At 60.3% G+C, this 23,735-nt stretch carries 17 protein-coding genes; 7 read left to right on the top strand and 10 right to left on the bottom strand.

Features of this window, described 5'->3' with window-relative positions; genetic code table 11:
• The first annotated feature begins 133 nt into the window (after nt 1-133).
• The 5 genes from BR41_RS25185 to BR41_RS11580 all read left to right on the top strand — a co-directional run bounded on the left by BR41_RS25185 (nt 134) and on the right by BR41_RS11580 (nt 9,249).
• On the top strand, nt 134-2,653 hold the full coding sequence (locus BR41_RS25185; protein ID WP_084187058.1) for a pectate lyase-like domain-containing protein: 2,520 nt from the start codon (nt 134-136) through the stop codon (nt 2,651-2,653).
• A 97-nt stretch (nt 2,654-2,750) separates the two neighbouring features.
• A complete protein-coding gene (locus BR41_RS11595; protein WP_211251727.1) occupies nt 2,751-4,919 on the top strand; it encodes a carbohydrate-binding protein in 2,169 nt (722 codons plus the stop codon).
• 228 nt (nt 4,920-5,147) lie between these two features.
• Nucleotides 5,148-7,703, top strand: coding sequence for an RICIN domain-containing protein (locus BR41_RS11590; RefSeq protein WP_035056471.1), 2,556 nt, complete (start codon nt 5,148-5,150; stop codon nt 7,701-7,703).
• Between the two features lie 215 nt (nt 7,704-7,918).
• Nucleotides 7,919-8,785, top strand: coding sequence for a hypothetical protein (locus BR41_RS11585; RefSeq protein ID WP_035056468.1), 867 nt, complete (start codon nt 7,919-7,921; stop codon nt 8,783-8,785).
• Between the two features lie 110 nt (nt 8,786-8,895).
• Nucleotides 8,896-9,249, top strand: a complete 354-nt coding sequence (locus BR41_RS11580; RefSeq protein WP_035056466.1) for a hypothetical protein — start codon at nt 8,896-8,898, stop codon at nt 9,247-9,249.
• A gap of 63 nt (nt 9,250-9,312) precedes the next feature.
• Here BR41_RS11580 and BR41_RS11575 read toward each other — a convergent pair whose 3' ends face one another.
• Nucleotides 9,313-9,594: a hypothetical protein gene (locus tag BR41_RS11575; protein ID WP_035056463.1), complete on the bottom strand. Its 282-nt coding sequence runs from the start codon at nt 9,592-9,594 to the stop codon at nt 9,313-9,315.
• Nucleotides 9,595-10,097: 503 nt separating this feature from the next.
• Nucleotides 10,098-11,237: a helix-turn-helix transcriptional regulator gene (locus tag BR41_RS11570; protein ID WP_035056460.1), complete on the bottom strand. Its 1,140-nt coding sequence runs from the start codon at nt 11,235-11,237 to the stop codon at nt 10,098-10,100.
• Nucleotides 11,238-11,777: 540 nt separating this feature from the next.
• On the opposite strand from BR41_RS11570, the gene BR41_RS11565 reads away from it, so the two are divergent.
• Entirely contained in the window at nt 11,778-13,616 is a 1,839-nt protein-coding gene (locus BR41_RS11565) for a hypothetical protein (protein ID WP_035056457.1), read from the top strand.
• A 115-nt stretch (nt 13,617-13,731) separates the two neighbouring features.
• Here the strand turns inward: BR41_RS11565 and BR41_RS11560 are convergent, their stop codons facing one another.
• Together BR41_RS11560 and BR41_RS22935 are read right to left on the bottom strand one after the other, a co-directional pair.
• Complete coding sequence (locus tag BR41_RS11560) at nt 13,732-15,147, bottom strand: hypothetical protein (protein WP_035056455.1); 1,416 nt, start codon at nt 15,145-15,147, stop codon at nt 13,732-13,734.
• Nucleotides 15,144-15,794, bottom strand: coding sequence for a TMEM175 family protein (locus BR41_RS22935; protein WP_051710760.1), 651 nt, complete (start codon nt 15,792-15,794; stop codon nt 15,144-15,146). Before BR41_RS22935 ends, BR41_RS11560 begins: the two co-directional genes overlap by 4 nt.
• Before the next feature lie 302 nt (nt 15,795-16,096).
• Between BR41_RS22935 and BR41_RS11550 the strand changes: the two genes are divergently transcribed.
• Complete coding sequence (locus tag BR41_RS11550) at nt 16,097-16,489, top strand: DUF4280 domain-containing protein (RefSeq protein WP_035056453.1); 393 nt, start codon at nt 16,097-16,099, stop codon at nt 16,487-16,489.
• A gap of 161 nt (nt 16,490-16,650) precedes the next feature.
• Here BR41_RS11550 and BR41_RS11545 read toward each other — a convergent pair whose 3' ends face one another.
• From BR41_RS11545 to BR41_RS11520, 6 genes are all read right to left on the bottom strand, one after another.
• A complete protein-coding gene (locus BR41_RS11545) occupies nt 16,651-17,193 on the bottom strand; it encodes a toxin-antitoxin system YwqK family antitoxin (protein ID WP_035056450.1) in 543 nt (180 codons plus the stop codon).
• 159 nt (nt 17,194-17,352) lie between these two features.
• A complete protein-coding gene (locus BR41_RS11540; protein WP_035056448.1) occupies nt 17,353-19,368 on the bottom strand; it encodes a type VI secretion system Vgr family protein in 2,016 nt (671 codons plus the stop codon).
• 42 nt (nt 19,369-19,410) lie between these two features.
• Nucleotides 19,411-20,352 (bottom strand): hypothetical protein, encoded by a 942-nt coding sequence (locus tag BR41_RS11535; RefSeq protein ID WP_035056445.1) that lies wholly within the window; start codon nt 20,350-20,352, stop codon nt 19,411-19,413.
• A gap of 90 nt (nt 20,353-20,442) precedes the next feature.
• The gene (locus BR41_RS11530) at nt 20,443-21,378 is read right to left on the bottom strand and encodes a hypothetical protein (RefSeq protein WP_156970665.1); all 936 of its coding nucleotides are present in this window, start codon (nt 21,376-21,378) and stop codon (nt 20,443-20,445) included.
• An 88-nt stretch (nt 21,379-21,466) separates the two neighbouring features.
• Nucleotides 21,467-22,372: a hypothetical protein gene (locus tag BR41_RS11525; protein WP_035056441.1), complete on the bottom strand. Its 906-nt coding sequence runs from the start codon at nt 22,370-22,372 to the stop codon at nt 21,467-21,469.
• A gap of 39 nt (nt 22,373-22,411) precedes the next feature.
• A complete protein-coding gene (locus BR41_RS11520) occupies nt 22,412-23,599 on the bottom strand; it encodes a hypothetical protein (RefSeq protein ID WP_035056438.1) in 1,188 nt (395 codons plus the stop codon).
• Nucleotides 23,600-23,735: the final 136 nt, after the last annotated feature.

Genomic DNA, 23,735 nt, shown 5'->3' with positions numbered 1-23,735 from the left:
CTGCTGCGATTAAATCCATGCTGGCTCCGGTGCCCTTATCACGCGTGCGTGATCCACGGCCCGCGCCGGGAAGCCGCCTCCGTATCACATCGGTTTACCACAAGACTTAAATTTCACGGATGGAGAGAGAATCGTGCAGCATCCAATAAAACAAAGATTGAAAGCGCTTGCATTTTCGCTGCTGGTGGCCGGCGGCCATGTTGTAGCCGCTCAGGCGGCCACGTCGTCCACCAGCAGCTGTTATGCAGTCTGGAGCAGCAGTACCGCCTACGTGGCCGGCAATCAGGTCAGCTACAACGGCGTCAATTACACCGCCAACTGGTGGACGCAGGGCAACAACCCTGCCACCAGCAGTGGCCCCACCGGTAGCGGCCAGCCGTGGAGCGTCGTCGGCACTTGTGGCAGCGTTGCAGCAACGCCCACGCCGGCCCCGACCCCCCAACCGACTGCTACGCCAACCCCAGTGGCAACGCCAGTACCCACGCCGGTACCAACCCCGGCCCCGACCCCCGTCCCCGGCGAGCAACCGTATGGCGGCACAGCATGGTCGTTACCCGGCACGGTGCAGGTCGAGAACTTCGATACGGGCGGCCTGAACGTCGGCTATCACACCCAGGCCAATAGCAATCAGGGCGGGCAGTACCGCACCAGCGAAGGCGTCAGCATCGAGGCCACGTCCGACACCGGCGGCGGCTACGACGTGGGCTGGACCACGGCCGGCGACTGGCTGCGCTACACCACCAACGTCACCACCGCTGGCAACTACACGGTGCAAGTGCGCGTGGCCAGCAGCGGCCAGGGCGGCACTTTCCACTTCATGGTCGATGGCGCACAAGCCACTGGCGAGCTGACCGTGCCGGATACCGGCGGCTGGCAGAATTGGCAGACCGTTTCCGCGCCGATCACGCTCAGCGCGGGCCGCCACGTGATTCAACTGCAACTGGATACCGCAGGCGCATCCGGTGGCGTCGGCAACTTCAACTGGTTCTCCATCGGCGCCGGCAGCAGCGCGCCGGACTTCGGCTCGAATGTGCTGATCTTTGATCCGTCCACGCCGACCGCGACGATACAGAGCCAGGTCAACAACATCTTCAGCCAGCAGGAAAGCAACCAGTTCGGCACCAACCGCTATGCGATCCTGTTCAAGCCCGGCACCTATAACGTCAACGTGAACGTCGGCTTCTATACCCAGGTGTCCGGTCTGGGTCAGTCGCCGGATAGCGTCACCATCAACGGTGGTGTGCAGGCCAATGCGCAGTGGTTCCAGGGCAACGCCACGCAGAACTTCTGGCGCTCGGCCGAGAACCTGTCGATCAACCCGACCGGGGGCATGAACCGCTGGGCAGTGTCGCAAGCTGCGCCGTTCCGCCACATGCACGTGCGTGGCGACATGGTGCTGGATGACGGCGGCTGGTCGAGCGGCGGCTTCATGGCCGATACCAAGGTCGATGGCAACGTCAATTCCGGTGGTCAGCAGCAATGGTTCACCCGCAGCTCGCAGTTGGGCAGCTGGAGCAGCTCGAACTGGAACATGGTCTTCGCCGGCGTCTATGGCGCACCATCCGGCGCAAGCTGGCCGAACCCGCCGTACACGGTGATCACGCAGACCCCGGTCGTGCGCGAGAAACCGTTCCTGATGGTCGATAGCGCCGGCAACTACAGCGTGCTCGTGCCGTCGGTCAGCACCAATGGTCAGGGCATCAGCTGGGGCACCGGCTCGACACCGGGCCAGTCGATTCCGATCAGCCAGTTCTACATCGTCAAGGCGGGCGATACCGCAGCCAGCATCAACGCTGCGCTGTCGCAGGGCAAGAACCTGCTGTTCACGCCGGGCATCTACCACGTCAACGACACGCTGCGCGTCACCCAGCCCAACACCGTGGTGCTTGGCCTGGGCATGGCGACCATCGTGCCGGACAACGGCGTGATCGCGATGTCCACCGCCGATGTGGATGGCGTGAAGATCGCCGGCCTGCTGTTCGACGCCGGTACGACCAGCTCGCCGGTGTTGCTGGAAGTCGGCCCGGTTGGCAGCACGGCCAGCCATGCCGCCAACCCGACCTCGCTGCATGACCTGTTCTTCCGCGTGGGCGGTGCAGGCGTCGGCAAGGCGTGGGTGAGCCTGAAGATCAACAGCAACGACGTGATCGGCGATCACTCATGGATCTGGCGTGCCGACCACGGCAGCGGTGTGGGCTGGAATACCAACACCACCACCAACGGCCTGATCGTGAACGGCGCGAACGTGACCTTCTACGGCCTGTTCGTCGAGCACTTCCACCAGTACCAGACGCTGTGGAACGGCAACAACGGCAAGGTGTTCTTCTATCAGAGCGAAATGCCGTACGACGTGCCGGACCAAGGCAGCTGGATGAACAACGGTGTGAACGGCTTCGCCTCGTACAAGGTGGCGGACAACGTGACCAGCCATCAGGCATGGGGGCTGGGCGTCTACTGCTACTTCAGCAGCAATTCCAGCGTGAAGTCCGCCAACGCCATCGAAGTGCCGAACTCGGGCGTCGGCCTGAACGGCGCAATGATGCACAACATGACCACCGTCTCGCTCGGTGGCGTGGGCGAGATCACCCATGTCATCGATGGCTGGGGTGGTACGGCGAATTCGGCCAATCAGGTCGTGCGTTTGGCGCAGTAAGCCACAACGGATCGTCCTGGCCCGCGCTACAAGGTGGGCCAGGTCTCAACCTTCAAGCCGGCGCATGCCTACAACGCTGCGCCGGTCGGAGAACAGCGTGAAATCAACCGTGAAATCAACGAATGGAAACGCAGCGCGCGCATCGGTATCTACGCTCGCGCTCTGGGGTCTGACGCTGCTGGCAGCAGCCCAGGCGCAAGCGATGACGCCGGTGGCGAATACGGTGTACCACATCGTCAATCGCTGGCAGGGCACGTCGCTCACCGATACGGGCACCGACGCGACCTATGGCCGCAGCAGCGGAACACAATACGGCTGGACGATGGAAATGGTCTCCGCCGGGGTTTACCGCATCCGCAATCAGGCCACCGGCGACTACCTGAATATCGAGAGCGATAACGGACGGGTGCAAGCGACCTCGGTGCAATCCGCCTGGAACAGCGCGAAATGGGTGCTGGAAGATACCGGCGACGGCTACGTTCGACTGCGCAACGTTTGGCAGCCCAGCGAGTACATTCATATCCAGGATTTGAACGGCTGGGCGGAAAGCGGCCAGATCTACTCAACCTGGGCCAGCGCGCAATGGCAGCTGCAGGCCGTGAGTACCGTTGCTACTCCTACGCCAGCGCCCACGCCGGCACCCACGCCAGCGCCGACGCCAGCGCCCAGCACGGTCTCTGCCTTCAATCAGATCGCGGCAGCCAGCTTTGCCGGCCAAAGTGGCATCCAGCTCGAAAACGCGAGCGAGGGCGGGCAGGACGTCGCATTCATCGACAACGGTGATTACACCTTTTATACCAATCTGGATTTTGGCGGCGGCGCGGCCTCATTGACCGCGCGAGTTGCCAGCAACGCTGCAGGCGGCAATATCGAAGTCCACGCCGACAGCATCGGTGGCCCGATTTTAGCCACCTGCAAAGTGCAGGGTACTGGCGGCTGGCAGAACTGGACCACCGTTTCGTGCCCGGTCAGCGGCGTCAGCGGTGTGCACACCGCCTACCTCAAATTCACCGGTGGCACCGGCAATTTGTTCAACCTGCTGTGGTTCCGGTTTAGCACCACCCCGGTGGTCGTCAGCGACGTGGTCGGCCACGTGTTTGCCGGCTATCAGGGCTGGTTCAACGCCCTTGGCGATGGCTCGCCCAATAACCGCTGGGTGCATTGGTCCACCAACAGCAACACGCCGTCGGCCAGCAGCGGCAACGTGAAATTCGAGCTTTACCCGGATATCCGCGAGTACACGCATCTTTACCAGTCCGGCCTCGCCGCGCTGGGTAACGGTTCGCCGGCAAAGCTGTTTTCTTCGTATGACCCGTCCACGGTCGACAAGCACTTTGAGTGGATGCAGAGCTACAACATCGATGGCGCTGCGCTGCAGCGCTTCGGTGCCGATCTCAGCGACACCCCCAATAACTGGAAATCCAATCGCGATAACGTGGCAGTCAAGGTCAAGGCCGCCGCCGAAGCCCACAACCGCAAGTTCTACGTGATGTATGACGTCACCGGGATGAATGCGAGCACCTGGCTGGCCGCAGTGGAGCATGACTGGACGACCAATGTGGTGGGTGCGATGCATCTGACCGACTCCAGCGCCTATGCGCGGCAGGATGGCAAGATCGTGGTGTGCATCTGGGGGATCGGCTTTACCGATCGGCCCGGCACCGCCGCCGAGCACGCCAGCCTGATCAAGTGGTTCAAGGACCAAGGCGTTTATGTGATTGGCGGCGTACCCGCTTACTGGCGCACCGGCATCAATGACTCCAAGCCCGACTTTGCCGACGTCTACAAATCGCTGGACATGCTCTCGCCGTGGTTTGTCGGCCGCTTTGGCTCGCCAGCCGATGCGGATAGCTGGACCACCAACCTGTGGCAGCCGGATGTGACCTACACCAGCCAGAACCACATCGTCTACCAGCCGGTCATCTGGCCGGGCTCGGCGTGGTCGAACATGAAGGCCGGTGCACCGCGCAACCAGAATCCGCGGCTGCATGGCGACTTCATGTGGCGGCAGGCGTGGGACATGAAGCGTATTGGCGTCAATACCGGCTACATCGCCATGTTCGACGAATATGACGAGGGCACGGCGATTGCCAAGATCGCCGAGAACAGCAGCATGGTGCCCACCGACCAGTACTTCCTGACGCTGGATGCGGATGGCGTTGCCGTGTCGTCGGACTTCTACCTGCGGCTGACTGGCGACATCAACCGCATGTTCCAGGGGCAGATTCCGGTCACTGAACAGCACCCCACGTCGTTTTATCCGTAGCACCTGCACCTAACCCCGATGCCACTCGCTTAAGGAATTTGTCCCCTCCCTCCCGTGCAAGGCTCTGGCCTTGTTCCGGGACAGCGGGAGAGGGTTGGGGAGAGGGCGCAATGCGAGATTGCAGAGCCGTCACCCCCAGCCCCTCTCCCATGAATGGGCGGGGGGAGTCCTTAAGTGAGTGGAATTACCCCCAGTCCTAACGTAGTTCGATCAAAGGATGGAGAAACCATGAAGACATTTGCAGCACATGGATTCAATCTGTCGGTGGTGAGTCTCGCAATGTTGAGCTCGCTGCTGGGCAGCCCCCCAACCGCCAATGCCGCGACAGCCAGTCCGGTCACGGTCCCCACCGTGGGTGCAACCTATCGCATCGTCAATCGCTGGCAAGGCACGGGCCTGACCGACAATGGCACCAATGCCGGATATGGCACGGACGCAAGCAGCCGTGCCGGTCAATGGGTGGTAGAGGCCACGACGGATGGCTATTACGAGTTCCGCAACGTTGCCACCGGCGATTACCTGAATATCGAAAGCAATAACGGTCTGGTGCAGGCCACGCCGCGCAATCCGGTATGGCAGAGCGCCATGTGGAGCATCGAGCAAACCGGCGATGGCTACATGCGCATCCGCAGCCGCTGGCACAACACCCAGTACATCAATATTCAGGACCTGAACGGGTCTGCCGAGATCAGCACGATTTACCCCACGTGGGCCAGTGCAGAGTGGCAGCTTTACCCGGTCAGCGGCGCACCCACGCCGACCCCCACACCAGTGCCCGCGACACCAACGCCGACGCCGACACCTGTGCCGGTCACGCCGACACCGAAACCGGTCACCCCGACACCGACACCAACGCCGGTTCCGACACCGCTTCCAACCCCAGTCCCGACGCCGGTTGCAACGCCAGTTCCAACCCCAGTGGCTACGCCCACCCCAACGCCAGCTCCTACCCCAACGCCTAGCCCATCCGCCAGTCGGGGCATGAATGCACCGTGGACCGAATTCCTGGCGCAGGAAGCGCAGACCAACGCCCAAATCCTGCCGCCGAATCGCACCAAATGGGATGCCAATTACATTCAGGCCGAAGCCATCGGCCGTAGCGCGGTCAAGCTCAACAACACCGGCGATTACGTCGCGTTCCACACCAACGCGCCCGCCAATTCGATCGTGGTGCGGTTCTCGATTCCCGATGCGCCAGGTGGCGGCGGGATCAACGCCACGCTCGGCTTGTACGTGAACGGCCAGCGCGTGAAGTCATTGCCGCTCACCTCGCACTATGCGTGGTCGTACAAGGGTGGCTTGATCGGCAACCCGATCGTGGATACCCCGGCCGAGCAGCCGCACACCTTCTTTGATGAAGTGCGCGTCTTGCTGGACACGCCGATTCCGGTGGGTGCCGAAGTGAAGCTGCAACGGGACGGGCAGGATACCGCGCCGTGGTACATCATCAATCTGGCCGATTTCGAAGACGTGCCACCGCCATTGACCATGCCGGCCGGGTTCACCTCGGTCACCCAATTCGGCATTCAGCCCAATGACGGTAAGGACCACGCCGACGACATCCTCAGAGCACTGCACTCCACTCAGAAACTGTGGTTCCCGCCGGGCGAATATCTGGCGCAGAAAATCACCGGCGGTAACGTCGGGCTGGATAACCCGGGTATCGAAGTGCGCGGTGCCGGCATGTGGTACACCACGCTGCGCGGGCCGAAGGCGATGTTCTTTTGCGCTGGCGCCACCGCCAAGTGCGTGTTCGGCGACTTCTCCATCTTCGGCGAAGCCACCGCACGGGCCGAAGAAACCCAAGGCGTGCAAAAAGCGTTCGCCGGGCCGATGGGCGCAAACTCGCTGATCGAAAACATCTGGATCGAGCATGAAGTCGGTGCGATCTGGGTCGGCAATGATCCGCCCTACCAGACCCAACCCACGCAGTACCTCACCATCCGCAATTGCCGCATTCGCGATACCTACGCTGATGGCATCAACCTCGACAACGGCACGTCCAACACGCTGGTCGAGAACTGCCATATGCGCAATACCGGCGACGATGCCAACGCCATCTGGTCGATCAAGTGGACCAACTGGGTGCGGGACAAGACCTACGCACTCGGCCCCAACTTCATCAACCCCGCCGCGGTCAATGCGCCGGATCAAGGCATTGCGCACGACAACACCTTCCGCAACATCACCGTGCAGATGCCGTGGCGTGCCAACTGCTTTGCGGCCTATGGCGGCACCAACAACACGTTCCAGGACAGTGTTTGCGAAGACGTGCTGACCTACCCGGGCATTCTGGTGGACAACGAGTTCTCGTCCTACCCGTTCGGCCCTGGCCTGACCACGTTCCGCAATATCTCGCTCATCCGTGCCGGTGGAGAGATGTTCAACGAGAACACCGCCAACCCGTGGAAGCACGGCGCGCTCAAGTTCTACATGCGTGAGGGGAGCATCAGCGACGTGCTGGTCGATACCGTGGACATCATCGACCCGACCTACGCCGGCATCGAGTTCCGCGGCTTCGGCAGCGCCTACGTGCCAGCGGGAGAGAAGGACTCGCCGCAGATCCTGCAGGCGGCGGACAACGCCACGCTGAGCAATGTCACGCTCAAGAACGTCACGGTGAGCAACCCCGGCACCTATGGCATCCAGATTCTGGATGGCGGCGGCCGCGGCACGGTCAACTTCCAGAGCGTGGTGATCCAGAACCCAGGTGTTGCAGCGGTGGATACCGGCGGCGCGCCGGGCTCCTTCTTCAATCGCGTCTCTGGCAATCAGGGGTGGTAACAATCGATGATTTGATCTGATTGGATCTCTGATTTGATCAATGAGTTGATCTAACAAGGCCCTTCCGGATGCAAGTCCGGGCGGGCCTTTTCTTTTGCGGAGGGGCGCTAAAAATAGCAATCCAGGACAAGTAGCCGTTATTCGCTGTGGTTACCATTTGGGATTCGGGGCTGGCAATGGCTTGCCCATATGGTTGTCTTTCTCAAGGAAACCTCATGCAAATCACCACTCGATTGATTGGCGTTCTGGCCGCTGTCTTGTTCACGCCATTTGCAATGGCGCAAAGCAATTCCTGCAATAAGCTCGCGAATAAGGCTGCGCGCAAAGCGTGTCTGGCAAAGACGGCCACCCAGGCACCCGCGCCAGCCCCTGTTCCGAGCGTTCCGGTCGGGCAGGCTGGTATTTACGACGTGAATTACGGGCTGTTCTCTGGCGTCTATACGCTGCTCGATGACGGGCGGTTTTCCGGCATTCACATGTATAACGGCGCACTGGCCGGCCACCCGCATGGCGTGCTGCCTGCCGACAATAGCCCAAGCCATCTATCCCCCATTGCCTGGGCGAATTTCATTGATGACTATCAGCAGGTCGGCAAGCAGGAAATCGATCCGCGCTTTGGCCGCAGCTTTGGCGACAACACGCTATCGGTGACCATTGTTGGCGGTTTCGGCACGTTCTCGACCACGCAAAACGAACAGAAAACCTATGGCTACGACAGCGGCACCGCGCTTTACCTCCAGCCCTTGCCGCTGACCACGCTGGCCGGCCGCTATACCGGTGCCATGCGCAGCGTCGGTATCGATAAACCGCAGGAACAAATCAGCGCATTCAGCATTACCGCAGACGGCCGCTTTGAAGTGAACGCGGTGGACTGCCAATTCAGCGGGCAAATGGTGCAATACAAAACCACGGGCGTATACGAAGCCAGCACACAGGCCAGCGGCGCCAACTGCAAATACACTGCCCAGCTCGCCGGCCTGGTCACGCCAGTGGCCGTGAACAACGGCAAAGCCCGTTTGGCATTCCAGCTCGACACCGCAGACAACCGCCAAACCGCCGTGTTCCTGATCAGCCAGCAATAGCGATTCCGCCCCAATTGCAGCATGTTGCCCGATTGCTTGTTTTGGTCGGGATGTTCGAGTCGACGATGTGGCGCTAGTATGGTCGTCGATCAATAAAACGGGAGGAGTCTATGAATTCATCACCTTTTGACGGCGCATGGCAATTGATTACCGGCGAGTGCATCGATGACGGCCAAGTGCTGAATTACGATTCGCTGGAGATCAAATCAAGAAAGGTCATCGCAGACGGGCATTTCACGTTCATTTCGTACCAGAAAGGGGCTTTCTGGTCCGCTGGCAGTGGCCGTTACCGGATCGATGGAGAGCGATATATCGAAAGCCCGGATATGGGCACCTATCCACCAGCCGCATTGCGCGAGTACGTCTTTCAAGCACGCCGCGTCGGCGATGACTGGCACAACGAGCGCTGGGAGAATGGTGTCAGAGTCGAGTACGAGCTGTGGCGGCGCATTCACGATCTGTAGCCATCATCCCCAACAAAAAACCAGTGCCTTCTCAGGCACTGGTTTTTTTATGACCTCATCCGATTACTTCCGGTCTTTTTCCCTGAACTGCAACACGGACATGCGCACAGCATCAATGGTGATGCGTCGCTCGTTCGCCAGCGTCAGGCCCGATTGCGTGAGCTGATACGCCGTGGAGCCGGGTTCGACCACGGCAGCGAGAATCTGGAAGAGCCGGCCCAATTCGGCAATGCTGTTCATGCCGTATTGGGCGAAGTCGTCGGCAGTGCGGCCGACAGGCACCCGATCATGGATGAAGCCTTGGCGCGGTGGTGGTGCGGGGGTTGAGTGAGGTGAGTTGGGCATAAAAGCCTCCTATACCAGTTGGAGTTGCCAACCATCCCCAACGCCAATCGGGGTGGCAGGCACTAGGCAGCGTTGGCGTACCGGGGTATAGGAACCGGCGCATCCGAAGATGCCACCACCTAGGCCCGCCATTGCTCAGGACGCACCAAGGGTGTTGCAGACAATAAAAATGCCGCTAGTCAGCGGCTGTCTGACCATACCAATCCGAGACGCCAATCTCAGGTCGCGTAACCAAACGCGACCCCGCAAAACTACCCCAGCCGCGCCAAACCGGTCAAGGCGCCGCTGCGCTGTCGTAGGGTGGGTTAGCCCCTTGCGGGACGTAACCCACGCGGTGCGGTGCTTCGCTATTCGCTGCAGGTTGTTGTGTTGGCTGCGCGGGTTACGCCCCGCAAGGGGCTAACCCACCCTACATGTTGGTGATGAGTAATCGGCTGTTTTGGTAGGGCGGAACACCCGCAGGGCGTTCCGCCGCACGCTGTTGGACCGGCCACCATCCCCGTTCATTGGAAAGGCGGCGGGCTGTTCTGAGCGGGCAGCGGCAGCGACAGCGTGCGCAGCAATTCGGCCTGCCGCCGGGTGCCGGTTTTGGCGAACAAACGGGTGAGATGGGTTTTGACGGTATTGCGGCTGACGTGATGGCGCTCGGCGTAGCTTTCCAGCGTCTCGTTTTGCAATAGCCCTTGCGCAAGCCGTGCTTCGGCCGGGGTCAGGCCGAAAAACAGTTCCAGCTGTTTCGGGTGCGGCAGGCCGGGGCCGGCGCCGTCTTGCACGATCACGAGCGCGTACGGGCCACGTTGGCGGGGGCCGAATTCGGTCGGCAAACTCGCCGGAATCACCGAGACCAGCCACGGCGTGGTCTGGCGGGTGCGCGGGATCGACAGCCAACTGCCTTGCCGCCCCTGGCCTGCCGTGGCGCGTTGCAGCGCCGCTGCCAGCTTGTGCGCGACATTGGCATCGCTGCAATGCAGCCGATGGTTACGCACCTTGAGCCCATCGGACTGGGCCAGATACGCATTGGCGGCCGGACTGAGCCAGGCAATGCCCTGCATCGCATCCAGCCACAGCGCCCCGTAGGGCAAATGCGCGAGCGAGGTTTGCGCCGCGATTTGCTGGGCCTCCAATTCGCGCAAACGGGCACGTAATTGCGCGGCACGCACCAAATGGGATGAAAGGCTGTCCAGCAGCTGTATATCGTGCGCGGTGAAATCGCCGCCATCCCACGGCCGGGCAATCGCCAGGGCCTCGCAGATGCCGGCATCGTTTTTCAACAGGCAGCTGTTGATCACGCGGCGTGCACCCCACGGTTTGAGGAAGTCGTTGTATAGCTCGCTATTGCGGATATATCGGTCATCGAATTGCACCTGATCCGCCCGCCATTCGCCGCAAGCGCCGCCGGTAAACCACTGGAGGCGCGGATCAACGGCGACGAAATAATCGGCATATGCGGTGAGTGAATCCTGCAGTGCCGGGTCGCTGATCTGGTTACGGAAAATCTGTCGCTCGCCCGGCTCGATCGAGATGTATTGCCCAACGTAGCCACCCACCATGCGCGCAATATCACCGGCTACATTGGTGAGCGCGGCATCATCTTGAATGCTGGCGTAAATTTGCTCGACGACGGCGTTGTATTCCCTGTCCATTTCCCCTCTCTCTGGCCGGCATGGGCTGCCAAAGCGTCACGGTGTCCGATATGCAGAATAGCGGTGTGATTGTTACTTCACATGCTTGATGCAGGATCGCGTAAGCGCAAAAGAATCAGCGGGCGGAATTGGCCTGCCCAAGTAGTCGCCCCAATGCACGCCTTAATGCCGTCCGGCACGGTTTTGCAAAGCCCTTTCTGCTGCTGAATCCCTGCACCTTAATGGCGCATTCAATTGGGCCGGATTCAATCCCGGCCACATTTCATACCGAATTGTATTTTTACAAAACAACCGGATATTTCCGCAGCATATCCCCCATTTGGGTGATGTTCAGCTGCAAGGCACACGATTAGGCTTTAGTCAGCGCTCGTCAGGATGCATCGTTGCCGTGTCGGCTTGCTTCAGCCGTTTTCTGGTCTGCTTTCAAAGGCTGAAGCACATCGCCCCAATCACACCATAACGAATCGGCCGCCCACTGCCGGCACCGTGCCCAGCGCTGACGAAAGCCCGATCATTTTTTGCCTTGCGGGAGATATTCAGATGAACAGCAAACTCAAGCAGATCAGCCTGGCCTTGGCCGGCGCTGCCCTTTTCACTTTGGCCGGTTGTGGCGGCGACAGCAGCACCAACAGTAATGCATCGATTCCTGCGGTGAACATTTCCGGCGTTGCGGCCGTGGGTGCGCCGCTGGTGGGTACCGTGACCGTGAAGGATGCGCTGGGTGCGACCAAAACGGTCAGCATCGGCGATAACGGCGCGTACGTGGTCAACGTTGCCGGCATGACCGCACCGTTCGTGTTCCGCGCCACCGGCACGGTCAATAACCAGAGCTATACCGTGTATTCCATCGCCACCTCGGCGGATGACAACAAGATCAACATCACGCAGCTGACCGATCTGGTGGTGGCCAACATCGCCGGGCAGATCGCGCAGAACTACTTCGATAAGTTCGAGCAGAACAGCAACGCCAGCGCGGCCACCAAAACGGCTGTCGATGCAGAAGTCGCCAAGCTCAAGGAGAAACTGCTGCCGGTGCTGACTGCGCTCGGCGTGGATGCCAGCATCGATCTGCTGCGCACGCAGTTCACGCCCAAGGCCAGCGCGCTGGATGCCGCGCTGGACGTGATCCAGGTCTCGGTGGACGCCAGCAGCAGCATTGCCACGATTTCCACCTTGCTGAATTCGACCACCATCAGCGACGACTTGACCGTGAAAGCGGCCAGCGAGACCAGCCCGCCGACCTTGAGCAGCGACAACATTTCCAGCACCACGGCGACCACCGCCACCACCGATGCCGCTGCGGTGAAGCAAGTACTCACCGACTTCATCGGCAAATTCGCAAAGGGCCTGCCCGCTGCGGCCGATATCACGCCGCTGCTCACCAACAGCTTTCTGCTGGGTGACGTGAATGGCACCAATTTCGCGAACGCAGTCACCGCCAATGCGGCCTTGGTCGGCGGCAGCATCAGCAACATCACCATCCACCAGATCGACTACAGCGACCTGACCAAGATCACCGCGCGCGTCTCGTTCACGCTGCTGGATAAAAACGGCGTTGAGATCGAGCACGAGCAAAGCTGGCGGATTCGCAAGGGCACGGATGGCGTGTGGCGCTTGCACGGCGACCAGCGCGTGCTGCAGTTGTCTGCCTTCCCGCATGAGGTCATCAACTTGTCGTCGGCGCAAAACTGCCGCACCACCGGTTTTGAATTCGAGATTCAGGATTTCAATACCGCCAACAACGGCGGCACCATTGCCTACGTCATGGTCACCGGCCCCGGCCTGCCTGCCGCTGGTTTGCGCTACGTACCGCCGACGCTGGCTGGCGCGTATTGGAAAATCGATGGGCAAACGAATGCGTATTACGTGATGGGCAACTCTTGCGCGACCACGCAACCGGTGGCCGATAGCGTGATCGCCGCCATTCCGGACAATGCGTTCTACACCTTCACCGCCTATACCGCCGCTGACGTCAAAATCACCTTCCCATCCGGCACCGGCAACGGCGTTTACGGCCTCACCGTACCGCGTCGGCCGCACACGCTGAGCGAGGTGCAGGCTGCCAGCTTCCCGGTCATCAGCGCGCCGGCATCGTCCACTGTGTTCAGCACCTACACCAGCGGCCCGTTGACCATCACCGCCAGCGGCCTCAACCCGACCAAATATGGCCGGGCTTATCTGGGGCAAAACACCGATACCGGCGATTTCCGCGATACCGAAGTCGATATCGCCTCTAAAGCCGATGGCACGTTGAACACCAGCCTGTCACTCACGGCGGCGGCATCGGGCAATATCAACTGGCGCACGATGCGCGTGGAGTCGATCGACACTTACCGTCGTGTGCTGTCGTCGACCTATGCGGTGGGCACGCAGCCCTAAGTATTGGCCTGACTTATCGGCCTGAATGCCTGAATCGATCCGGCCCGCTTTGGCGGGCCGTTTTCTTTGGTAGGGCGTAATTCCCATGAGGCCCGCTAGGCCATGCCGCCAGCCCTCACGACTTCCCCACCGCCCGGCCGCCGCTGGCCGTTGAAACCACCAGGCCCTCGCTGGGTCGCCAGTCACCTTTCCAGCTGATCCGCACCTTGGCGCGATCGAGGTCGGCTTCGATGACTTCCACCCGGGCGGATTCCGGGCCGGCTTGCGGGTAGAACACCATGCCGGGAATCACGCCCTGCTTGGTGCCCAGATCGAGCGCCGCGCTGGCGCGGTATTCCACCTCGCCGCCGCGGGGTTGCAGCAAAGCCGCACGCGAGGTCGCGCCAACGGTGCCGAAGGTGCCCAGCTTGCCGGTCAACGGCGTGGCCTTGATGGCCTCACCATAGGGTTTGGGGAGCGCGGGCGGTTGGCTGGCTGTCCAGGCTGGCGTCGTTCCGCTGGCGGTCTGCAGCAGGCGGCTGGCGTTGACGGGCTGGCCGGCATTGAGGCGGTTGACGATGTCCGTGAGTGCCGCATCGGTCAGCAGATAGCGCTGGCCATCGGCTTCCAGCGGATAAAGGCGGCTGGGCAGGCGGCATTCGTCGCCACCGGCAGTCTCGACCTTGTACCAGCCTTCGTCCGGGCGCAGCGAGCCTTTGGTGGTCGTCTGCCGGGCGGGTTCGCTGCCCGCGCCAGCGCAACGCAGCGTGGCACTGTATTGCCCGTCGTTGCTGATCTGGATTTGCGTTGCTTCACCGGCCGGGGCGTCGTTGGCGCCATATTGGCCGATCCATTGCGCCAGCGGCGGGGCGACATCACGCTTGGGCAGCAGCGCGGTGGTATCGACGGTGGGCTTGGCCGGCGCGTCGTTCTGGTGGCCGATGCGCACGCCGGTGGTGTTGCAGGTCTTGGATTCGACCGTATCGAGCCGGGTGAATTGGGTATGCACGCCATTGCGCTCCACCAGCGTGAAGCGGTCGGCTTCTTCGTCCTGAATCGGGTTGGCGTCGGGCGGCCAGACCAGCCCTTCGTCATAGAACCACACCAGCTTGCCGTCCGCCGCGCCCCATGATCCGCTGGCGCTTTCCGTATTGCTGCGGCCGGTGACGAGGTCGGCGGTGAATGCGCCACTGTCGTCCATCGTGACGCGGAACACGCTCCCCGGCCGGGTGGAGGTCCACACGCCGACGTATTTGCACGGCGCGTTCGGCAAGCTATCCAGCATTTTCATGGTGCGCCAGAAGAACATGCGCTCGGGCAGGGTGTTGTGCCGGTCGATGCATGCCGCCAGCGATTTGGCCTTGATCAGCGGCGTTTGCGCCTTCGCCGCCGAATCTTGTCCCCACATGCTGCAGGTTTCCAGATTGCGGCCGATGCGGAACGTGACATACGAGCTGATCAGTGCGTAGCAGATCACGCCGGCGATACCGTAGCCGAGGATGCGGCCGACCCAGCGAGAGGAATTGGAGAGCGCGGATTCAGAGAGTTTCATAGCGAACTGGCAGGGGTTGAAGGGGTCGTCTTCGGCGTATAAGCCGGCGGCACGATGAAGAACCACGGCGTGATCATGTACATGACGAAGCCGGCATGCACCGATCCCCATGCGGCTGCGGCACCGATCAAGTAAGAGAACACGCCGATGAACGCTTTGCGGATGATGTGCGGGTCTTCCTGCCCGATCAGCTCCGGCTTGAGCAGGTTGCGCAGGATGTAGCGGTGCAGTGCCATGAACAGGATGGTGTTGAACGCCATGACTACGCCAAACAGGCTGACCGCCAGCGGGTTGACGGCGTATTCACCCATCAGGGCGGTCGGGAAGGGGATGAAGGACTGGAACATCAGAAAGATCGCGTTGATCCACACCATCGCGTAATCCGCATGCCGCGCCAGCCCGAGCACGTGATGGTGATTCAGCCAGAACTTGCAGACGATCACGAAGCTGATCAGCCAGCTCAGGAATTTGGGAAACAGGGCGATCAGCTGGCTGGCCAGCTCACGCGCGCTATCGGCGTGGTGCAGCTCCGGCACTTTCAGCTCCAGCACCAAGAGGGTGACGATGATGGCGAAGACGCCATCGCTGAAGGCCTCGATCCGGTTCAGGCGCAATTCGCCACGTTTGAAGCGAGCTAGGACGTTCATGTTGTTCTCTTGGTCAGCGCTATTGGGGCTGATGGTTTGATGCGATGGAGCACGGGTTTTGTAGGAGCGAGCTTGCTCGCGATAGCGGCGTTGAATTAGTCACCATTGCCATCGCGAGCACCCCAAGGGTATTTCCACGCTGAGCGATGCCAAGGCATCGCACGCTTGCGGGGCACAAGCCTCGCTCCTACAGGGCTTATGCGGCAATGAATGCACCGCCGCCATGCACAATACGATTCCCAATAGTACGATGGAATAAATCCGCGCGAATGCCAAGGCGCTCGCCATAGCAGGAGAAAACGATGGGAAGTCCACAAGTCTGCTCCGGGGCCATGTTGCAATGCTCCTTCGGTGTCGCGCCCGGCACGCTCAATGTGTTGCCGACCAACTGCACCATGGCCGGTGGCATGCCCGCCGCCACCATCATGGATAACGCGCCGATCGTGAACATCGCCCCGTTCGGCATGTGCCAGAGCCCCGCCAACCCGATGGTCGCCGCCGCCACTGCTGCGGCTTTGGGCGTGCTCACCCCCATGCCCTGCATCCCCGCCACCGCCGCGCCGTGGGTGCCGGGCGCACCCACCGTCATGATCGGCAAGATGCCGGCGCTCGATGGCAACTGCATGCTGATGTGCAACTGGGGTGGCGTGATCAAGATCAATATGCCGGGGCAGATGACGGTGTTGATTCCGTAGCGCCGCGTATGACTACAGACGGTTTTGTTCCCTCTCACACTTGTGGGAGAGGGTTAGGGAGAGGGGGGTGAGAAGGAAGTTGCCATCGATGAAGCCCTCACCCCCGGCCCCTCTCCCATAAATGGGCGAGGGGAGCACACCACCGCTGCGCTTACCCCACCCTACGCTTCATGCCCGCCAAACATCTGCCGCCACCACCACCTCACCCGTGATATCGGCTTGCCGGCGGCATCGAGCGGGCGGCCGTCGGTGGCGAAGCGTTGGAGTTCGTCCGCCGCTTTTCCTTCCTGAAACGTTTGCCGTTCCGAGAGCTTGTCACCGCCCAGGTGATAGCGCTGCAACAGGCCATGCAGCTTGCCCTCGCGATAGTGGGCAACCTCCGCCAGCGTGCCGTCGGCGTAAAAGGTCTTGGCCTCGCCATGCAGCAGGCCGTTCTTGTACTGCACCTGCCGTTGCAGCACGCCTTCCGGTGTATGAAACGTGGCCGGGCCGTGGAGTTTGCCGGCTTGGTGACCGAAGCGGGCGCTGGCCTCGCCGGAGCTGTGCATGACGACCGCCGGCCCGTTCAGCACGCCTTGCTGGTAGGTGAGCGAGGCCAGCGGTGCGCCGTCGCGGTGGATGCGCACGGGGCCGTCCAGCTTGCCGTGCTCTAGCGTGCCTTCCATGTGGGAGGTGTCTTGGGTGATGTCGACTTTTTGGGACATGGGCGCTGCATCCTACGGAACCTGATTTTGTCCCCTCGCCCATTTATGGGAGAGGGCTAGGGAGAGGGGGGTGAAAAGGTCGCTGCCCTTGGCCGGCTTCCTCTCCCCCGGCCCCTCTCCCATAAATGGGCGAGGGGAGAAATCTCGGGCGATACGCCATCAATTAATCTGCACAATCCCACCCTTCACCGTCAGCATCCCGCCGCCGTCCACCGTCTGCGAAGCACTGGCCTTGTTGTTGAGGGTGACGCCGGCATCGTTGGTCAGCGTGGTGCCGGCCTTGTTGTCCAGCGTGGTCCCTGCCTGATTGGTCAGCGCAGTGCCGGCTTTGTTGGTGAGCGCCGTGCCGGATTGATTGGTCAGGTTGCCGTCGCTCTTGGCGGTCAGGTCGCCGGTGCTTTGCAGCGTGAGCGTGCCGGTGACCTTGATGGTGAGGTTGCCGTCGACCGTGAGCGAATAATCGCCAGTGACCTTGTGTGCGAACTTGCCGCCGGTGGTGTGGGTCTGGTCGCCGTCCACCTTGAGCGTGCGGTTGCCTTTCACCTCCAGCGATTCATTGCCGGTCGAGACAGTGACAGTGCGATTGCCTTTCGAGATGGTGGTGGTGTCGTTGCCTTCGCTCACCGTGCGGGCGCGGTCGGTTTTGACCGTGCTGGTTTCGTTGTGGCCGATGGTGCGGGTCACGTCGTTGAGTACGTTCAGGTTCAGGTCTTTCTGCCCCTGGATGAAGACTTCCTCGCTGCCTTTCTTGTCCTCGAAACGCAGCTCGTTGAAACCACCGCCGCCCTTGCTGGAGTTGGTCTTGATGCCCGATTGCGTCTGGTTGTCCGGCAACGCGTAGGGCAGGGTGTTGTCGCCGTTGTAGACGCAACCGGCCACCAGCGGGCGATCCGGGTCGCCATCGATGAAGGTGACGATCACTTCCTGCCCGATGCGCGGAATGAACTGCGCGCCGAAGCTCTTGCCGGTCCACGCCTGTACCACGCGCACCCAGCACGAGCTCTTTTCGTCATTGCCGCCATCACGATCCCACGGGAACTGGATCTTGATGCGGCCGTACTGGTCGGTCCAGATTTCCTCGCCGGCCTTGCCGACCACGGTGGCGACCTGCGTATGCATGAACGGCTTGGGCGTGCGGCGCGGCGGGCGGTAGGGGGTGGCTTTGGGGATGGCTTCGAAACGGTTGCTGTAGCCCCGGTGATCGACCTCATGGGAGACGCCAGTGACCAGCCATTCGATGTTCGCCGCATCGCTGTCATGTCCGCTCAGGGTGAAGGTATAACCGGGGATCAGCCAGCGGCAATCACTCTCGCCCACGAAACGTAGCGCCTGGGTGCGCAACGCATCCACCCGCTGCTTGGCCAGCGTATCGCCGGTCGCCTTCACGGTGTAACTGCCGGGATGGTCGTACTGGCTCAGCGGCCCATCCACGGCCAGCGCCTGGGTATAGAGCGCGGTGGCGGGGGTGGTGAATTCGTAATCGGTCGTGCGGTGGCCGGTGCTGACGGCCTGCTGGCGCAATTGTCCGCCACGGATGGCGTGCAGCTCGCGCTCGCCCATCTCCCCCGGTTTGAAGGGAATGGTGGCTGCGTTCGGGCAGGCCGCGAAGGCGTCGTTGTTGTCCGCCAGTACCAGCGTGTGCGTGCCGGCGGTATGGGTGAAGAAATAGAAAATCCCTTCTTCTTCCAGCAGCCGCGATACAAAGGCGAAATCACTCTCGCCGTACTGCACGCAGTATTCCCGCGCTGTGTAGGTGGCATTCAGGCTCAGCTTGTAATCCGTGAAGCTGTGCACCGCGAACACCGCCTTCACGATATCCGGCGTGCTCTTGTTCTGGAAAACGCGGTTGTTGCTGGCGAGCGAGAGCCACCACAGCCACGGCCGCAGCGTCAGCACATAGCGATCGAAGCCGCCGCTGGCATCCAGCGGCAACTGGCTGATCTCGGCGCACAGGCCATCCAGCGGCCGGTTCTGCGCGTCGTTGTGTAGCGTGAGCGTGATGTGCTTGGCGATCGCGTCCGTCATCGTGATCGACGTCGCACTCACGCATTGCGCGCTGATCTCGCCCAAGGAATTCAGCGCCTCGCGCACCCTGAGGGAGTTGGCGACCAGCGTATCCAGCGGCGCGGCGGCGGTGAGGCTGAGCGAGGTATTGGTGTCGGTTAGGCGGGGCATGCATTTTCCACATCGCAGGTAAGGCGGATGGCCGGAGCCCGGTTATTTACAAGGCAGATCCATCGAGAACGAACCGCCGGTATGGTTTTTTATACTGGCCAAGTGCCCTTCGATATCTTGAATGATTTTGCCTCTATTGGTGTCCCAATGGAATTTGGCTTTGTTGATTTCATTGAAAATCGCATCGGCGACACTAAATTTCTGAATGGTCAGTGAGTGTATTAAGTCGGTGTAGTGTTTGCTCCCTGCTTGCGTTGTCGCCTTGAGGTCTTTTAGCAGTTGTGTGAATAGCTTCACCGAATCTTGCTTGGTGTGGGTGGATGTATTGTCGCCGCTGATATGATGGAGACGATCTACCATATCCGATTCCTTTGCCAGGAGCTGGGCGCTGTAGGCGGAGTTCTGCCGCGTCAGTCCAGGTAAATCATGACCGCTTAATCGGTTCTCCAGCCTATCCGAGTCGGGCTTGTAGAGCTGCCGCGCCATATGCATGCCTTCGGTGAATTCACTGCTCGGTGCGCGAAGTTCGCCGTGCAGGTCGGTACTGATGGTGGCATTGGGGTGCAAGAAGATCTTGTGTGGATCCAGCATATAGGCCTGATTGCGAGTATTGGTCAATGACCAGCCGGGAAACAGGTTCATGGGCTCGTATTCATAGATATCCCCCAGGCTATGGAATTTGCCTGGATCCCAATGTGGCTTTACCTGTGCATTGTGCAAATTGCCTGGTGCTGCAGCATAAAGACTTCCTATTGGGTCATAAGCAGCGCCCGAATAAATGACCAGCTGCGTAACCAGATATATTTTCGAATAGAGCATCGAGACATCCTGATCTGCTCTCTGAAAGATGGTTTTCAGATCAACATCCCTGATCTTGTGCCGTTTTTGCAGCGTACTGGCCAGCCCACCCTCCAGCTCCATGCTGTTTTGTAGTGATACAGCCGCACATTCTTGCAAAAACAGGTTCAGCGCTGCTTTGTTCATGGCTTATTGATTTATCCCGTGTTTTACCGTTCAAGCTGAAAACATTATTCAGGTTCTGCGATGTTTATCGATGCACGCTGCAAGCGGGGGTCACCACTCGGCATCACCCGCATGCCCGGCAATATCCGCGCAAGCATCGTTTGCCGCGCCGTTGAACAGCGCGCCGACATAATTGCCGAATCCGCCTTCACCCACCCCGGTTGGTCGCGTACCCGCGCCGCCGCCCACCGCGCGATTATCTCCTGCCGGCAAGCTGACCGTGAGGCGGTATTGAGCGCGCATCCACGGCGCAAAATGGCCGAGCCATGCGCCGCAATATGCACAGGCGCGCTTCAGGCCGCCAACGGCAACATCGCCTTCGGTCACGCGCAGGGCGTTGCTGATATGCACTTGGGCCAGCAGTCGCATCAGCTTGAGCTCGGCGTGGACCGTCGTACCGCTGTTCAGCAAGTTGACCTCGTTCGGGCCGGCGTAGTTATTGAGTAGATTGAAGTTGGTGGCCACCGGGCGATTCAGCCCGGCAATGGCTGCCGCTCCGGTGAATTTGCGCAGGAACCACGCCAGCGACCGTAGCGGCCCGGCGGGGAGGACTGCGGTGGTGACCAGTGTGCGGGCGGTCAGGATGTCTGCCGCCGACATCGGCGTAATCAGCGGCAGGCTCGCGGCGGCGTAATTCAGCGTGGCTTGTTCCTGCACGCTGAATGCGGCGACATAACCACGGCCGACATCTGCATTGCGCTGGCCGTGCGCTGTATTGAGCAACCAATAGGTGTGTTTCACGCAACTCAGCAGCGAGGCGTGATCGGATACGCCAAACGCCCGCAGATAGTCCGCGATGGCCAAGTGCTCATTGTGATTGCCAGCGATGTAGAGCCCATCCTTCATGCGCATGCATTGCACTTCCTGTACGGCGGCAAGCCCACCGCCGACGCCGATATCCAGACTCCAGCCACGCAGGCGCGCACCGCAGGCGATGACGGTGGAAAACAAGGCCAAATCCATGGCGGAGTAATTGGGAACGGGCATGATCAAGGGGCCATGGTGAAGTCGCGTATTGGTCAGCGGGTTAAGCTGCGCGCTTGTGTTTTATGCGCATTTGCAAGCGGCATGCCAATCAAACGAGGGTGAACAGAACAGGAAAATGGTCACTGCGAATTTCCATGCCGCAGCAAATCCGCTTGATCTCGATTGTTTCGTAATCCTGGTTTTCTTTTTTCTGGATCGAACCATGGCACTTGGCTTTCCATTCGCTCAACGAATGGACATAGGCGTAATCGAGGAGTGAAAGGCTCTCCTGCAGAACAAATTCCTCGATGCCTTGATTGAACATGTATTCCTGCATATAGTCCTTCGGCTTATAGTTGGCATAATTGCCGAGGGTTTGTTGATCGTTCAATTCGCTCGTGACACCTTCCATGGTTTTGTTGGTGATGCTGACATGGGTGTAGCCTGGATCGGTCGGTGCCAGCAATTGCAATCCCTTGATTTCCTTGTACGCGCTTTGTACCGGCACATTCAGGTCGCCGCCAAAGAACAGCAGCCCTTTCAGTTCGAGATTATCGAGGTTGTCCTGAATGAAAGTGATGGTATCGACAATGTTCTTCGAGGCGTTATAGGAGGCATTGGCGTGATAGAACGCAAAGCAATAGCCAGATTCCTTATGCTTGAGCAATAACGGCGCGCGCTGTTCATTGTCCGAGAGGATGTAGGTTTCGGATGCATCTTCGTATTGCTTGGCAAGGCCGTTTTTGACGAAAACGATGGAGCCCAGCGTGGAGTGTTTCTTCTTGCCGCCTTCCTGCTGCAAGATAGCAACGGCAGTGTAAGCACTCTTCAGGTCGTTGATCAGCGATGCGTTGACGTTGCCGGTTTTTCCCGTTTCAAAAAGCGTGAAGATATCGATATCGACTTGCTGCAGGTATTTCAGCAGGAATCCCTTTTTCTGCTGATAAGCTTCCGATTCATCCTGTGTCTGGTTATCAAAATGCTGGGTATTCCAGATCATGATGGTGAGCGCCATGAATTCCCCTTGCGTAGCTGGTGTATCCGGCCCGTGGCTTCAGGCAACCACGAATGTTTTGACGAAGTTGTAGAAAACCTGCGCGTCGGTTTTAGCACTGCCTTTGAGGAATTCGCACATCTTGATATTCAGCGTCGAGGTCTTTTCGCGCGACTCGATCACGGTATAGAGCCTGTTGTTATGGGTGAAGTTGTCGATGGCAAACCACGCCTCGACCGACGTTTGCAAAGACTGCCCGGGCAGGCCGATTTCCTCGATATCGAAGTCGGCATCGGCCATGCCTTTGGTAATCCAGTCGGCCACGTGGTTGGCTTCCAGGTCGGCGATCATGTCGGCTTTGATGGCATCGGCGCTGTCCGGGCCGGCCAGCACGGCTTGCGCGATCAGGTCATCGTTACCGGCCACGTTGCAGGCCCGGAACGACGTGGTGCCCTTGAAGTTGGCACCGAGCGCCGTTTTGGCCCACGCCCCTTCGGCCAGCCCGCCGGCAAAGTGATTGACCAGATACATGAACACGGCCAAGCGAATGCCGACTTTTTTTGCGCTGTACGCTTGCAGCAAGTGCCCGACCGCAGTCAGGTATCCCTCGATCTGGACCGCCGCATAGAGCAGGTCCTTGGCATATTGCTTTTTCGTCGGGTCGCCAATCAGTAGCTGCACCACGCCATTGCGCGTTTCTTCGGTGTTCGACAAGAGTTTGCTGGCGGCAACGCCGACGGTGGTTTGAATGTTGCCGGCGATCTTCACGGATGGATTGATCGCCCAGCGGGTCGTCGCCACCGTGTTCTGGAATTTGTCGGTATCCGGCAGGCGCTTGTCCTTGAGCTTGGCTTCATGCGGACGTGCCCGCATCGGATTCATGACGGTCTTGGTCTTGCCGGTCGCCAGGTTGGGCACTTCGACGCTGTTTTTCAGCGCCTTTTTGACCGAGTTGCGCAACAAGTCCAGGTTGGCAGCGTCGAGCACGTGCGGGCTCGATACCAGTTCTGCCGGGCCGCTGATGCCGAAGTCCCCGGAGTCTTCCGGCGTGATGTAGACCCCCCGGCTGTCGCTGAAGCTGTTGGAGCGCACCAGCGGTGTGCGCTTGAAAACATCATGGAAGTTGGCTTTCTTGATGATTTTCTTGTCTTTCCACACGGTCTTGACCGTGCCGACGCCTTCCAGCTCGATGCCGATGCGGACGTCATCATTCAGTGGGGCGGCTTCCTCGTTGATTTTCTTGGGCATGCGCTATCTTCCTCATCCGTTTTACGTGCTGCGCTGCCTGTGTATCAGGCATGGTTGTCATTGAATACGCGGTGGTTTTATCGATGTTGCCGGAGGCGGGCATTCCACCGTCGCCCGCTCCGCTGGATCAGGTTGA

The sequence above is a fragment of the Andreprevotia chitinilytica DSM 18519 genome, assembly GCF_000711875.1.
Taxonomy (GTDB): Bacteria; Pseudomonadota; Gammaproteobacteria; order Burkholderiales; family Chitinibacteraceae; genus Andreprevotia; species Andreprevotia chitinilytica.
This window is presented reverse-complemented; position numbering and strand designations above follow the sequence as displayed.

Coding starts and splice junctions, on each gene's coding strand:
- BR41_RS11525 (WP_035056441.1), bottom strand. CDS start 22,372: ATGGCGCTCACCATCATGATCTGGAATACCCAGCATTTTGATAACCAG.
- BR41_RS11530 (WP_156970665.1), bottom strand. CDS start 21,378: ATGCCCGTTCCCAATTACTCCGCCATGGATTTGGCCTTGTTTTCCACC.
- BR41_RS11545 (WP_035056450.1), bottom strand. CDS start 17,193: ATGTCCCAAAAAGTCGACATCACCCAAGACACCTCCCACATGGAAGGC.
- BR41_RS22935 (WP_051710760.1), bottom strand. CDS start 15,794: ATGAACGTCCTAGCTCGCTTCAAACGTGGCGAATTGCGCCTGAACCGG.
- BR41_RS11580 (WP_035056466.1), top strand. CDS start 8,896: ATGAATTCATCACCTTTTGACGGCGCATGGCAATTGATTACCGGCGAG.
- BR41_RS11575 (WP_035056463.1), bottom strand. CDS start 9,594: ATGCCCAACTCACCTCACTCAACCCCCGCACCACCACCGCGCCAAGGC.
- BR41_RS11560 (WP_035056455.1), bottom strand. CDS start 15,147: ATGAAACTCTCTGAATCCGCGCTCTCCAATTCCTCTCGCTGGGTCGGC.
- BR41_RS11550 (WP_035056453.1), top strand. CDS start 16,097: ATGGGAAGTCCACAAGTCTGCTCCGGGGCCATGTTGCAATGCTCCTTC.
- BR41_RS11535 (WP_035056445.1), bottom strand. CDS start 20,352: ATGAACAAAGCAGCGCTGAACCTGTTTTTGCAAGAATGTGCGGCTGTA.
- BR41_RS11540 (WP_035056448.1), bottom strand. CDS start 19,368: ATGCCCCGCCTAACCGACACCAATACCTCGCTCAGCCTCACCGCCGCC.
- BR41_RS11565 (WP_035056457.1), top strand. CDS start 11,778: ATGAACAGCAAACTCAAGCAGATCAGCCTGGCCTTGGCCGGCGCTGCC.
- BR41_RS11590 (WP_035056471.1), top strand. CDS start 5,148: ATGAAGACATTTGCAGCACATGGATTCAATCTGTCGGTGGTGAGTCTC.
- BR41_RS11585 (WP_035056468.1), top strand. CDS start 7,919: ATGCAAATCACCACTCGATTGATTGGCGTTCTGGCCGCTGTCTTGTTC.
- BR41_RS11570 (WP_035056460.1), bottom strand. CDS start 11,237: ATGGACAGGGAATACAACGCCGTCGTCGAGCAAATTTACGCCAGCATT.
- BR41_RS11520 (WP_035056438.1), bottom strand. CDS start 23,599: ATGCCCAAGAAAATCAACGAGGAAGCCGCCCCACTGAATGATGACGTC.